Genomic DNA, 14,175 nt, shown 5'->3' with positions numbered 1-14,175 from the left:
AAATGAAAAAAATATTCAACTCCTTATTTACCCTTCTGCTATTTAGCATTTTTATGCCGGGTTGCAAAAAGGATGAAAGTAATAACGTGGTCGTCAATCCATCAGCATCAGCTTTAGCATTTAAAACTTCATCTGCTGCGGTAGTATTAAGTCCTGCCAATGATGCAGCCAATGTGGTAACCTTTAGTTTTAATGCAGCAAATTTTGGGGCAAATATAGTAACGGCTTATTCTTTGGAATTTGATCTGCCTGCAGATACCAGTGGCACCAATGCCTGGGCAAATGCAGTGGTGGTGAAAATTCCTGCAGGCACCTTACAGAAAACATATACCGGTGCTGATTTTAATGCATTAAGCGGTGTGCAACTCACATTGCCAACAGGTACTTCCAGCACAATCGCTGTAAGGTTAAAAGCAGAAGTATACCAAAATACGGGGGTAGCCTCTGCCATTAAACCAGTGTACTCCACCATCACCATGACGGTAAACCCTTACAAAGCCATTGTAGAATATCCGGCATTGCTGGTTAAAGGAGGCAATTCATGGAAAACACCAGCCACTAGAACCAATGGTTTTTTACTGGCATCTTCCAAATTTAACAGTAAATACGAAGGTTACCTGAACCTGCCCAACGCAGATGGTTATGGTGGTGATGCTTTTCAACTGGTATCAACCCTGGATGCGAGTAAAGTATATGGCTGGGGCGGAACGGCAACAACCATGAGCTTGAATAGTGGTAATTTATACCTTTCACCTTCACCAGCATATATGAAAGTTAATGCTGATGTAGCAGCTTTAACCATCACTTATACACCGGTTAAATTTTTCATCTCTGGAGATGATAATGGCTGGAGTACCTCTGCTACACCATTGAATTACAATGCCACAACCGGAAAACTGGAAGCCGCAAACGTAGCACTAACCGCCGGAAAATCATTTGTATTTACCTGTAATGGTGGTTATGACATTAGCTACAAAGTTGATGCCTCTGGCAATTTGGTCTTTGCAGGTGCACCAGTGTGGGGTGGAATCAATATCCCGGTTACCAAAACCGGCGTGTTTACTGTTACTTTAGATTTAAGTGCGGGCGACGGAAATTATACTTATACCATTAAATAAAATGAATATGTTCGCAAATTATATAAAAAGCATCAAATGGTTTACTTTAGTGGTGATCATAATTTTAACAGGTGCTGGTTGCAAGAAAACCATTAAAGGTGAAACGCAATTTTACCCTGAAGCTGATGCGGTAGGTACCTATGCTAAAGGTGCCGATGTAAGCTGGGTAACCGAAATGGAAGCCGTAGGGCGGAAGTTTTTCAACAGCGCCGGCGTGCAACAGGATTTGTTTAAAATTCTAAAAGATAAAGGTATTAACACCATCCGCTTAAGGGTTTGGGTTAATCCGGCTTCGGGATATTGTAATACCGCCGATGTATTGGCCAAAGCAAAACGGGCGAAGGCTGCGAATATGCGTGTGCTGATTGATTTTCATTATAGCGATACGTGGGCAGATCCTGCGCAGCAGAACAAACCAGCGGCCTGGGCCAATCAGGATTTCACCACCTTAAAAGCTTCCGTTCGCAGTCATACTGTTGCCGTTTTAACGGCTTTGAAAACAGAGAACATTATCCCGGAATGGGTGCAGGTAGGTAATGAAACCAACGATGGTATGTTGTGGAATGATGGAAAGGCATCTGTAAGCATGAAAAATTTTGCGGAATTGATTCAGGCAGGTTATGAAGGCGTGAAGGCTGTAGATCCAGCTTCTAAAGTGGTGGTACATATAGCCAATGGATATGATAATAGTTTATTCAGGTGGATTTTTGACGGACTAAAAGCCAATGGTACCAAGTGGGACGTAGTGGGCATGTCGCTTTACCCAACTGCGGCAGATTGGTCTGCAAAAAATACCCAATGTTTAGCCAATATGAATGATATGGTTACACGTTATGGTTCTGAAGTGATGATTTGTGAAGTGGGGATGCCGGTTACGGATGCTTCTGCTTGCAGAGACTTTATTAAAGATATTATGGCGAAAAATAAATCGCTTGCCAATAATAAAGGCTTAGGTGTTTTTTACTGGGAACCACAAGCTTACAACAGCTGGAATGGCTACAAGTTAGGCGCATTCGATGATTCGGGCAAACCTACCGTTGCGATGGATGCCTTTTTGCCTTAATTTGCAAGCTGTATAAGTCGTGACCATTCCCTCTTAGCGGGTACCCAAAGGGAAGGAGTGGTGACAAAAAACACATTTGATCAAAAACTTCTTACATGATTTTAAATAAACAATATTTATTTATTCTGGTCTTTATTTTAATGTCCGGCTTTGGCCAGGCACAAAATAAGCAAGGCATTTATGTAGATGCGAAAGGGGTGATCCGCTGGGAAAAAAACCATCAGGAAGCTGCCTTTTTCGGTACCAATTACACAGTGCCCTTTGCCTATGGCAATCGGGCTATCTTAAAAACGGGAATTAGTGCAGAACAGGCCATTAAAGATGATGTTTATCATTTCTCCCGTTTAGGTTTAGATGCCTTCAGGGTACATATATGGGATACGGAAATTTCAGATTCATTGGGGAACCTACTAAACAATGAACATTTACGCCTGTTCGATTTTTTACTGGCAGAACTGAAAAAGAGAAAAATCAAAACATTAGTCACACCCATTGCTTTTTGGGGCAATGGATACCCGGAAAAAGATGAGCCTACCGGAAGTTTCTCCAGTAAATACGGTAAACACAATGCGTTAATGAATGAAGCAGCTTTTAAGGCTCAGGAAAACTACCTGAAACAGTTCTTCAAGCATAAAAATCCATATACGGGGTTAACCTATCAGCAAGATGCGGATATTCTGGCAACTGAAGTGAACAATGAACCCCAGCATAGTGGCGCACCTGAACGCACAACAGAATACATCAACAGAATGGTGAGTGCCATTAAAAGTACCGGGTGGAGCAAACCCATTTTTTACAACATCAGCGAATCGCCTAAGTACGCGGCGGCCATTGTTAAAGCCGATGTGCAGGGACATAGTTTTCAATGGTACCCAACCGGTTTAGTAGCAGGCCATACCTTAAAAGGCAATTTCCTGCCGAATGTAGCTGCGTATAAAATTCCGTTTGATACCATTCCTGCCTTTGCCAACCGTGCAAAAGTGGTGTATGAATTTGATGCAGGCGATGTGATGACCCCCATTATGTATCCCGCCATGGCGAAAAGTTTCAGGGCAGCTGGTTTTCAATGGGCCACACAATTTGCCTATGATCCAATGGCTACAGCCTATGCCAATACCGAGTACCAAACCCATTATTTAAACCTGGCTTACACGCCTTAAAAAGCCATTAGCTTATTAATTGCCTCCAAAGCATTCCATCAGCTTCCAAGGTTATTTAAATCCGATAGTGAAACCAGTTTTGGTGCTTTTAAACTTGATTACAAAAAGGCACTCAGCGAAATGAATACAGCAGAGGCTTTTTATTATACCAATTCAACTGTTTCAAAACCAGTTAACAGCCTAAAAATTAAACATATTGCAGGAGTAGGCAGTTCTCCTGTAGTTCAATACCAGGGCAATGGCGCTTATTTTATTGATCAGGTGGCAAAAGGAATCTGGCGTTTGGAAGTGATGCCTGATGCCATTCCAGTCAGTGATCCTTTTGCAAAAGCTTCGCCTCAAAAAACGGTTACACAAATTGATTGGAAAAATTCAGTGATGGAAGTTAAACTGGATGATTTGGGCGCAGCATTTGAAATTAAAGGCCTAAATGCTGGTAATCAGTATGCTGCTCAAACAAAGACTGGTCGATTCAATATTTCGCCAGGAAGTTATTTGCTCATAAAGAAAGGGCTGAAGTCACAATGGAAAGCTAAAGATGCCTATGAAAATATCGTCCTTGGCGATTTCGTTGCACCAAAGGCCAGTTTAAAGGGGGTTTTTGTGAAACATCAACCTTTAAAAACCGCGAGTGAAAATGTAGATCTGGCAATTAAAATGGAAATTTTTGGTCTTGATCAAAAAGATTCTGCTTACATAGCATTGAACAATGCGCCTGGCCAATGGAAAAGCATGGGCTTAAATAAAATAGATCCGTACCATTTCACGGCAATTGTTCCTGCCGAAATGTTAAAGCCTGGAGTATTAAATTACCGGGTTATGGTTCACCAGGCCAATGGAAAATACCATACTTTTCCAGGGAATGTTCCGGGCAATCCTTATGTTTGGGATAGGCCGGAAACCGAAAGTTACCAAACCTATGTCGCGGCGAAAAATGCACATCTGGAAGTTTTCAATCCCGAATCAGACCGGAATAACATCAATATTTATAATCCGGATTGGAAGAATAATAAAATGGAATTTACCTCCTCTGAAAATCCGCTAAACCTGGAATTAAAGCTTTCAATGAATGCACCTGAAAAGGCAGCGATGATGGGTTTTCAAAGTTTTATTGGCGATTACCTGTCGGGAAGAATGACTGACTTATCCGGCATGAGCACATTGGTGATCCGGATGAAATCGAACCTTAAAAACACAAAAGTAAAAGTGGGTTTGATTGATACTGATGCACATTTCTTTTCAAAAGAAATTTCAGCTGACCACGATTTCCGGGAAATAGAGATTCCGTTAAACCAGTTGAAAGCAGACCAGCAATTGTTATTGCCACGACCATATCCTGGTTTCCTGCCCTTATATTATCAATCGCCAATAAACGCCGGGTTTGATTTAAACCGAATTGAAAAACTGGAAGTTACTTTTGGTTACAGCGACAAAATTCAACCCGTTAACTTAACCATATCATCCGTTTACTTTAAATAAGTGATTACCTTCATTTTAGCTTGATACCTTACTCCATTACATTGATCCTTTATGAAAATTTATTCTTTAAAAAGCACGCTGATTATCCTTTTCCTATTCACTGTTACGTTTACTTCATTTGCACAAAATAGAACTGAACAACTGCTTACCGACGGATGGAAGTTTTTTAAAGGTAAAAATGAAGCCTCATTTGCAAAAGATTTTAATGACAGGGCCTGGAGAAATGTCACCGTTCCGCATGACTGGGCAATAGAAGGGCCTTTTGATAAGGAAATTGATAAGCAAATGGTGGCCATTGTGCAAAATGGAGAATCAAAGCCGAGTGAGAAAACCGGTCGCACCGGTGCATTGCCTTATATCGGTGAAGCCTGGTACCGAAATACATTTAGCCTGCCAGCCAGTGCAAAAAACAAGCAGGTAATTTTGCAGTTTGATGGGGCAATGAGTGAACCCAAAGTGTATTTAAACGGTGTTAAAGTGGGCGAATGGAATTACGGTTATAACTACTTTTATATGGATATTACCGATCACATACTTGCCGGCCAAAAGAATGTATTGGCGGTTCACCTGAGTAATCAGCCAAAGTCATCCAGGTGGTATCCTGGTGCAGGTTTGTACCGCAATGTTCGATTGATTACTAAAAATAAAGAAAACATTGAACAGTGGGGTGTAAGCATTACTACACCAGAAGTAAGCAAGGATTTCGCCAAGGTGAACATCAAAACCAAACTTTCTGCTGCGGGGGCTAAACTGATCACCAGAATTTTAGATGGTCAGGGAAAGTTGGTTGCTACAGATACGGCCAAAACATACTTTGGCAATGAAGCCGATCAAAATATTAAAGTATTACATCCAAATTTATGGAGCCCTGAAACACCTTATCTGTATACCGCTGTTTCTAGCTTATATGATGGGAACAAACTTTTAGATGAAGTAACTACCCGTTTTGGTGTCAGATCAATCAGCTACCTTGCCGGAACTGGCTTCAGTTTAAATGGAAAGGTTCGGAAGTTTAAGGGCGTTTGCCTGCACCATGATTTAGGTCCGCTGGGCACGGCCATTAATATTGCTGCATTGCGCAGACAACTGCTGATTTTAAAGGATATGGGTTGTGATGCCATTCGCAGTTCGCACAATATGCCATCTTTAGAGCAACTGGAATTGTGTGATGAACTTGGTTTTATGTTCCTGGCCGAAACTTTTGATGAATGGGCCAAGCCAAAAGTAGAAAATGGTTATCACCGCTTCTTCCAGCAGGATGCGGAAAAAGATGTTGTGAATTTAGTTAAAGCCACCAAAAATCATCCCTGCATTGTCATGTGGAGTTCGGGCAATGAAGTACCGGATCAGTTTGGCGCAGAGGGTGTGAAAAGGGCTAAATGGTTACAGGAAATTTTCCACCGGGAAGATCCAACACGTCCGGTAACGGTAGGCATGGATCAGGTAAAAGCCACCATGGCTTCTGGTTTTGGTGCCTTGCTGGATATTCCGGGCTTAAACTATAGGGTGCATTTATACGATGAAGCATATAAAGCTTTTCCTCAAGGCATGTTATTGGGTTCTGAAACGGCTTCAACGGTAAGTTCAAGAGGGATCTATAAATTCCCGGTTGTTAAAGCTAAGAATAAAACTTATCCTGATTTCCAGAGTTCATCTTACGATCTGGAATGTTGTGATTGGTCTAACGTGCCGGATGATGACTTCGTAATGCAGGACGATAAGCCCTGGGTAATTGGTGAGTTTGTATGGACCGGTTTTGATTACCTGGGTGAGCCTACACCATATGATGAAAGCTGGCCTTCACGAAGTTCTTATTTTGGTATGTGTGATTTAGCCGGGATTCCAAAAGACCGTTATTATCTATACAGAAGCAGGTGGAATACAGGAAAGCCAACCTTACACTTACTTCCACACTGGAATTGGGAAGGCAGAGAAGGACAAACTACACCCGTTTTTGTTTACACAAATTATGAAAGCGCAGAGCTTTTTTTAAATGGTAAAAGCTTAGGGGTGCAAAAGAAGAACAAGGCCACGCCTCAAAACCGTTACCGTTTAATGTGGATGGATGTAAAATACGAGCCAGGTACATTGAAAGTGGTAGCCTATGATCAAAATGGCAAGGCTGTTGCAGAGGAAACGAAAACTACCGCGGGTAAACCTTACCGCATTGTACTTGATCCTGACCGGAAACAGATCGTTGCTGATGGAAAAGATATCTCATTCGTTACCGCAACAATAGTGGATCAAAATGGAAACCCTTGTCCAACCACTAGCGAGAGATTGAATTTTGAAGTGAAGGGTGAAGGCAAATTCAAAGCGGTTTGTAATGGAGATGCCACCTCATTGGAAATGTTCGATCAACCGACCATGAAACTGTTTAGCGGTAAACTGGTCATCCTGGTACAGTCTACAGGCAAGCCGGGCAATATGATCTTAACAGTGAAAGGTAAGTCACTGATCAGTGGATCTGTAGAAATTGCTGCCCTAAAGAAACAATAAATGAGAGAGGCTGCTTGAAAAATGAATTGATGTTCAATAAAATCTGGATTTATTGAACATCAATCAAAAAGCTTAATGGCTTACTGACCAGAATTGGCAGATTTTATTTCCTCTTCTTTTCTTAAACTTTCTTTGTGAATGGCATTGAAAACTTCAGTTACAAAATCAGGCGATAAATCATGCTTTTTACCTGCGGCTATATTTTTCTCCAGCACCTGCTGAAAACGTGCGGCCTGTAGGGGTGGGATGTGGTTCTTTGCTTTATAAATCCCTATTTCCTTCACTACAAGTTCGCGCTGACCCAATAGCTCAATGAGTTGCCGATCTAGGGAATCTATTTTCTTTCTATTACTTTCCAATGGGTTCATGGTAGAGGATGGAGAAGTTGATTGTGCAAACAGACGATCGCTGCCAATGATTAATAAAGTAACGAATAAAAATTTTTGAAGTTTCATAACCCATTAACGTCAATTGAAACAGAATTGATATTAAAACTGTAGTTATTATTTTTTAGAAAGCAGATTATAATACATTTTAATATTAAATAAAGAATGGCTTTGCAATGATTTAACATTAACGATAATTTTCATTTGTTTATCTACTTATATCAGTAGTATATCTATATTCTTATTTTACGTTCCAGCGAGATGGTATGTTTGCATAATAGTTCTCTATTCCAATAAACCCCAAACAAATTGATTGCTGTTTCGCATAAATGCCCTAAATGTAAGAACCCTGAAACTTATAGGGTGAAAAGAGGATTTCTTTTCAGTTCAGTATTCACGTTTATTCCGGTAAGGCGGTTTAAATGTTACCGCTGCTTCAATAAATTCTATATTTTTTAAGTTATAATTTTTAGTTTTTAATTCAGCCGATCGTTTAACAACATCGGTTTTTTGTGAAAAGATTAAAACTAAAATAACTAAAATTCTCATTTGATCTTATGATTGCGATCTTTATTGAGGAACAATAGTGTGAAAATAAAGGTTTTGTTTTGATGACAGATATTTGAAATTTAAGTAAAATTAATCATACAATTTGCATTTATTTTGATCAGTCGATGGAGGTCGCTTTTTTATAAATGATAATTTCTGCAGTATTTAGCGGTTATTTGTTTAAAATAACTGCTATCGGCGTCTTTTTTGACATGACTAACGCCAGAAATGAGGAATGAGAATAAAATTATTCCCTATATTTAGAGTTCAAATAATATATTCCTGATTTTTCCAAATAAATTCTATTTCGCAAATGCCTGCTTTTTACGCTTCAATTACTGATGAAAAGTTGTTAGCGATGATTAAAACCGCTGATAAGGATGCTTTTGCAGAAATTTACAATCGCTATTGGCCCATACTATACCGGCATGCCTTAAAAATGTTGAAAAATCACGACGAGAGTGAAGATGTTGTTCAGGATGTTTTTGTGAAATTATGGAAAATAGCGAATCAACTGGATGAAAATATATCCATTGGAGCCTATCTGTATGCTGCCACAAGAAATGGTATATTAAATATTTTCAGCAGAAGTACGGTAAAGGATAATTACCTGGCTGAGATCCGAAGTTTTATGAAAGAAGGATATGAAATAGCAGACCACAGGGTGAGGGAAAATATTTTAGCCCATCTCATTGAATCTGAAATTCAGAAACTTCCGTCCAGAATGCGTGAAGTATTCGAATTAAAACGCAAGCATAACCTTTCTTATAAAGAAATAGCCGAAAAAATGGATATTTCCGAACTCACCGTGAAAACCCAAATGAATAAAGCCATTTCCACCTTAAGAACTAAATTTGGAAATCACCTCGGCATTTTTATTGCCTTTTTATAATCTCCTCAAAAAAATAACAAAAAAATAACTTTTTTTTAATACGGCATACAACATTGTGTAGAGCTGCCTGTCATGCTAATATACCACCTATGATAGCGCATGAATAATAATAGCAAAAGTCAACCCGTCAGTGATTACCTGAGCAATAAGTTATCCGCTCAGGAAAGCGCACGACTGGAGACCTGGTATTTGCAAAATGCTGAAGCAGCAGCAGATCAGGAAATAGAAATTAATTACCCGGAGATTGGAAACAACATTTGGACAAAAATCAACCAAAACATTGAATTAGATCAAAGTGCTTTCAAAGGAAAAGAAAAAAGATCCTTTATCGCATCATTATCAACCTTCACTAAGCTTGGAATTGCAGCATCATTGCTTGTAATGATGGGTTTGGCCGTTATTTTAACTAAAAATAGCCATGAAGATCAGGATCACTTTGTAGTTGCTAAAGAAAAAGACATTGCTCCGGGTAAAAATATTGCCCTGTTAACATTGTCAAATGGAAGAAAAATAGATCTTGCTCAAATGGTTAATGGCCAGATGATTAAGGAGAATGGTTTAGAAATTATTAAAACAGCAGATGGTCAGTTAATTTATAATGTAACAGCCGATGCGAAAGGTCATTCAGGTCTTAATACCGTTTCAACGCCTGCCGGGGGGCAATACAAGATCGTTTTACCTGATGGATCAACCGTTTGGTTAAATGCAAGCTCGTCATTAACGTATCCGACTAAATTTGCTTCCAATGAGCGGAACGTTACCCTTACCGGAGAAGGTTATTTTGAAATCAAACACATAGAAGGCAAAAGTGGCAGATTACCATTTTCCGTTTCAGTGAAAAAAAATAATGCTGAATATGAAAGTGTTCAGGTTTTGGGTACACATTTTAACATTAATGCTTATTTGGATGAGCCTGCAATAAAAACGACCCTGCTTCAGGGAAGTGTGCGGATTGAAGGAGTGGAAGGCCAGACTGCCTTAATGAAACCCGGACAACAAGCTGAGGTTTACAAGGGGAAAATGCAGTTGCGGAATGCGGATACAGAGGAAGCGGTGGCATGGAAAAACGGCGAGTTTATTTTTAGGGAGGACTTACAAAGTGCGATGCGTAAGATAGCCAGGTGGTATGATGTAGAAGTATTTTATGACGAATCTGCACCAAAACAGCTCATGCTGGGCGGATGGATGTCGAGAGCAACTAATATATCTGAAGTATTGAACCATATTCAATTAACCGGAAAAGTTCATTTTAAATTAGAAGGAAGGAGGATCACCGTTTCCAAATAATCATCCGGTATCTAAAAAAAACCAGAAGTGCTTGGCGGCACCTCTGGAAGAAATTTGGATGCTGATAATAATTATCAACTATTAACCACATCATGCAAAGCCTTCGAAACGTAAGCATGGTGCTAAACCAAACAAACAAATGTATAAAAATTTTACTTCACTCGGGTTGCTCCACAGGCAGCTCAGCAAACTGCTGCTTGTTATGCGACTTACAGCCATGATCTTAATGATTGCTTTTATGCAACTGAGCGCAGCAACCAAGGCGCAGAAAGTTTCTATTGTGGAAAAAAATGCACCACTGGAACGCATCCTGAAAGAGATTCGTAAGCAAAGTAGTTACGACATTATTTATGATCTCAGCATTGTGCTGGATGCCAAGCCTGTATCTATCAATGTTAACCAGGTTAGCGTATTCGAGGCTATTCAAAAATCATTAAACAACCAGGGCCTTACTTTTTCGCTGGATGGCAAAACCATTGTAATTAAAGAAAAAAGTGTAACGGATAAACTGGTTGATATTATAAAGGCCGTTGATGTAAAGGTTTCGGTAAGGGATTCTTCGGGCAGACCACTTCCCGGAGCCAATGTGTACAACAAAACAATCAATAAGGTGTATACCACCGACAAAAACGGAGACTTGGTGATTAATGATGTGCCTGCCAATGGTTATGTCTTGCAAATTAATTATCTGGGCTTTAAGGGCGAGGAGATTTTCGTTGACCGGAAGACCATTACTTATTACATCATACTCCGACAGTCTTCAGCTGCGCTCGAGGAAGTGTCGGTAGTTTCAAACGGATATCAGAAAATAAGTAAGGAGCGTGCCGCAGGTGCCTATTCGGTTATTACCGGTAAAGAACTGGCAGCTAACCCGGCTGTAAATATTCTGGAACGCCTGGAAGGGCAGGTAGCGGGTGTTAAATTTGACATTAAAAACAACGCTGTACAAATTCGCGGTGTAAATAATTATGGAGCCGGCAACGGCATCCCGCTCATCGTAGTAGATGGATTTCCTTTAATGAATCCGAGCGACCGTGCAACCTTAACCTCACCCGTAAGCGGCAATACCTTTGGTAACTCAATTATCAGTAACATTAATATGGCAGATATTGAGCAGATTACCTTTCTTAAAGATGCTTCAGCTACATCCATATGGGGTTCAAGAGCAGCAAACGGGGTAATTGTTATAGAAACTAAGAAAGGAAAAAAGATTGCCCCGTCCTTGAACGTTGGTTATATTTTTGGCATATCAAAAAATCCTTCCATTGCAGATTTGCATTGGATGACCAGTGCGCAATACATTAATTTGGAGCAGGAGATGGTGGATAAAGGAATACTTGTAGACCCTTTAACAGCAGGGCAGGGGAATGAAATTTACACGCCCAACAACAGTGAAGCTACCGAATGGATGTTCCGGGTTAAAAGGGGTACAGCAACTGTGGCACAGCGCGATGCCGCACTGGCTGAAATTGCATCGAGAGATGGCATGAAGCAGATTGAAAAATATTTACTTCAGAATGCTATTAATCATCAGTATAATCTTTCTTATTCAGGCGGTTCTGAAAGCAGTACCTATTATATTTCTGGAAATTACACCAAAGATACTCCAATATTTAGAAGCAATTATGGCGAAAATGCTTTTGTAAATGCCAATACCTCAACCGATTTTTTTAATAAAAAAGTAACCTTGAGGGCATTGTTTAATTACCAGTATTCCAGGTCCCAGTTTAACCAGGCTGCAGTAAATGCACTTTCGGTAAGTACTACAGCGCTCCGTCCTTATGATTTATTGCAGGATGCAAATGGCAATAGTATTGGCAGAAATATTATCATTACCGATGCTTACGCAAACAAATTGGTAGGCCAGGGTTATCTGCCATTTACTTACAATACATTGGATGAGTTAAATTATTCAAATTCTATTGCTAAAAATAATGTACTCAGGATGAGTGCAGGTTTAAATGGTAAAATTGCGAAATGGCTAAATGCTGATGTTTCCATATCTAATCAGCGGCAGTTTGGTAGCTCCTATACACTGGATGATGCAAATAGTTATGCAGGCAGACTGCTTACAAATAACTTTACCCCGCTTGTTAATGGCCGGGCAGTTCCACCATCTTTTGCGGGTGGACGCTACATTACCTATGGGAACACATCATCAGAAACATCTCTAAGAGGTCAGCTAAACTCTGACTTTAATATCGGCGGTAAACACCAGTTCAATGCCATTGCTGGTGCCGAAATCAGAGAAACCAATTCGGATAATACATCTGAAACCAGGTACGGATTTAACGCAGATACACGTACAACTGCAACAGTTAATCCTACGCAAATATATCCGGATATTTATGGTTATGGCCAGTCTTTAGGTGCTAATTTAAGTAGTCTAATTGCTTACCGTAAGAGGTATTTATCCTATTATGGTAATGCATCATACAGTTATGAGGAAAAATATTTTGTTACTGGTAGTTTAAGGTTTGACGATGCCACGCTACTGGGAGTTGACAGGCGTAAAAGAGCCGTACCATTTTGGTCAGTTGGTTTGAGGTGGAATGCGAACAAAGAAGAATTTTTACAGAATACAGAATGGCTGAACGCACTTAGCGTTCGTGCAACTTTAGGTACGGCTGGTGTAGCACCACTGACTGGCACAAATGTGCCTATATTAACAATAACAGGTACCGATCCACGCACCAACCAGCCAGTAGGCAATATCGATTTACCTGCCAATTCTGATCTGGGTTGGGAAACCACAAAAATGGCCAACCTGGGAGTTGATTTTGGATTTTTTAAGGGCAGATTAAATGGAAGCTTTGATGTATATTTAAAAAGAACAACAGGCATTTTAGGGAACTTTGCCTATAACCCGACATATGGATGGTCGAACCTTAATTTCAATAGTGGCACCTTAAACGGCAGTGGTTATGAATTCACTTTAAACGGTGAAATTATCAGGGCTGGCAAGTTCAGCTGGAAGTCGATATTGAATTTTGGCTATAACACCAATAAGGTTACTGATCAGCGATATGCCAATAACGCCAGTAGTATCGCAGGGACAGCAGCGACAATTGAGGGCATGCCATTAGGAGCTACCTATGTTTATCGCTGGGCAGGACTTGATAATAAAGGTCAATCGCAGATTTATGACCGCAACAACAACATCATCAACAATACAACCAATCTTACCAATGCATTTACCAAAGATGATTTAGTTTACGTGGGTAGACGCTTTGCGCCTTATACGGCCGGTTTCAACCACAACTTCAGCTATGGTCAGTTGGAGTTAGGAGTAAGATTTGTAGGTTATTTTGGCCATATTTTCTTAAAAAATGCCGTGACCAATTATCCAAATTTTGCAGGCACATATTCAGGCGTGCTTGGTCGTCAGGGAGAACTGGATAATCGCTGGAGAAAACCAGGTGATGAAGCCAATCCTGATGTTATTCCGGGATTGACAGATTTGAACTTTAACAGCATTAACCGTTACCGTTTTTCAGATGCTTTGGTTCGAAATGCAGATAACATCCGTTTACAACAGATTTCTCTAGCGTATATCGTTCCACAGCGCTTCCTGCCCCGCAACTTTGTGAAATCTTTGTCGCTATCGGCAAATGTGCGAAACCTGGGGATTGTCTGGCGGGCAAATAAAGATGGTATCGATCCAGAATTTATCAATACAGGAAATTTTGGTAGCGTAACACCTACGCCAAGTTATGTTTTTGGAATTAATGCAACGCTTTAA

The 14,175-nt window shown here is 40.2% G+C and carries 9 protein-coding genes; 8 read left to right on the top strand and 1 reads right to left on the bottom strand.

Annotated elements, in window-relative coordinates; all coding sequences use genetic code 11:
• Nucleotides 1–2 precede the first annotated feature (2 nt).
• The 5 genes from OQ267_RS10195 to OQ267_RS10175 all read left to right on the top strand — a co-directional run bounded on the left by OQ267_RS10195 (nt 3) and on the right by OQ267_RS10175 (nt 7,319).
• Nucleotides 3–1,118: a SusE domain-containing protein gene (locus OQ267_RS10195; RefSeq protein ID WP_265835796.1), complete on the top strand. Its 1,116-nt coding sequence runs from the start codon at nt 3–5 to the stop codon at nt 1,116–1,118.
• A gap of 7 nt (nt 1,119–1,125) precedes the next feature.
• Nucleotides 1,126–2,181, top strand: coding sequence for a glycoside hydrolase family 53 protein (locus OQ267_RS10190; RefSeq protein WP_265835795.1), 1,056 nt, complete (start codon nt 1,126–1,128; stop codon nt 2,179–2,181).
• 95 nt (nt 2,182–2,276) lie between these two features.
• The gene (locus tag OQ267_RS10185; protein ID WP_265835794.1) at nt 2,277–3,341 is read left to right on the top strand and encodes a hypothetical protein; all 1,065 of its coding nucleotides are present in this window, start codon (nt 2,277–2,279) and stop codon (nt 3,339–3,341) included.
• A gap of 120 nt (nt 3,342–3,461) precedes the next feature.
• Nucleotides 3,462–4,820, top strand: a complete 1,359-nt coding sequence (locus OQ267_RS10180) for a hypothetical protein (protein ID WP_265835793.1) — start codon at nt 3,462–3,464, stop codon at nt 4,818–4,820.
• Between the two features lie 51 nt (nt 4,821–4,871).
• On the top strand, nt 4,872–7,319 hold the full coding sequence (locus tag OQ267_RS10175) for a DUF4982 domain-containing protein (protein WP_265835792.1): 2,448 nt from the start codon (nt 4,872–4,874) through the stop codon (nt 7,317–7,319).
• 80 nt (nt 7,320–7,399) lie between these two features.
• On the opposite strand, the gene OQ267_RS10170 is transcribed toward OQ267_RS10175, so the two are convergent.
• Complete coding sequence (locus tag OQ267_RS10170) at nt 7,400–7,774, bottom strand: chorismate mutase (RefSeq protein WP_265817292.1); 375 nt, start codon at nt 7,772–7,774, stop codon at nt 7,400–7,402.
• Nucleotides 7,775–8,567: 793 nt separating this feature from the next.
• Here OQ267_RS10170 and OQ267_RS10165 point away from each other — a divergent pair.
• The 3 genes from OQ267_RS10165 (at nt 8,568) to OQ267_RS10155 (ending at nt 14,175) form a co-directional block, all read left to right on the top strand.
• Nucleotides 8,568–9,146, top strand: coding sequence for an RNA polymerase sigma factor (locus tag OQ267_RS10165; protein ID WP_088300668.1), 579 nt, complete (start codon nt 8,568–8,570; stop codon nt 9,144–9,146).
• A 99-nt stretch (nt 9,147–9,245) separates the two neighbouring features.
• On the top strand, nt 9,246–10,433 hold the full coding sequence (locus OQ267_RS10160; RefSeq protein ID WP_265835791.1) for a FecR family protein: 1,188 nt from the start codon (nt 9,246–9,248) through the stop codon (nt 10,431–10,433).
• 139 nt (nt 10,434–10,572) lie between these two features.
• A complete protein-coding gene (locus tag OQ267_RS10155; protein ID WP_265835790.1) occupies nt 10,573–14,175 on the top strand; it encodes a SusC/RagA family TonB-linked outer membrane protein in 3,603 nt (1,200 codons plus the stop codon).

Source organism: Pedobacter sp. MR22-3, from assembly GCF_026240075.1.
GTDB lineage: Bacteria > Bacteroidota > Bacteroidia > Sphingobacteriales > Sphingobacteriaceae > Pedobacter.
Note: the sequence above shows the minus strand (reverse complement) of the source record. Positions and strands in the feature narration are given on the sequence as shown.

Bases quoted from the DNA above. Each gene is read 5' to 3' on its own strand.
- OQ267_RS10195 (WP_265835796.1), top strand. From the start codon at position 3: ATGAAAAAAATATTCAACTCCTTATTTACCCTTCTGCTATTTAGCATT.
- OQ267_RS10190 (WP_265835795.1), top strand. From the start codon at position 1,126: ATGTTCGCAAATTATATAAAAAGCATCAAATGGTTTACTTTAGTGGTG.
- OQ267_RS10185 (WP_265835794.1), top strand. From the start codon at position 2,277: ATGATTTTAAATAAACAATATTTATTTATTCTGGTCTTTATTTTAATG.
- OQ267_RS10180 (WP_265835793.1), top strand. From the start codon at position 3,462: ATGAATACAGCAGAGGCTTTTTATTATACCAATTCAACTGTTTCAAAA.
- OQ267_RS10175 (WP_265835792.1), top strand. From the start codon at position 4,872: ATGAAAATTTATTCTTTAAAAAGCACGCTGATTATCCTTTTCCTATTC.
- OQ267_RS10170 (WP_265817292.1), bottom strand. From the start codon at position 7,774: ATGAAACTTCAAAAATTTTTATTCGTTACTTTATTAATCATTGGCAGC.
- OQ267_RS10165 (WP_088300668.1), top strand. From the start codon at position 8,568: ATGCCTGCTTTTTACGCTTCAATTACTGATGAAAAGTTGTTAGCGATG.
- OQ267_RS10160 (WP_265835791.1), top strand. From the start codon at position 9,246: ATGAATAATAATAGCAAAAGTCAACCCGTCAGTGATTACCTGAGCAAT.
- OQ267_RS10155 (WP_265835790.1), top strand. From the start codon at position 10,573: ATGTATAAAAATTTTACTTCACTCGGGTTGCTCCACAGGCAGCTCAGC.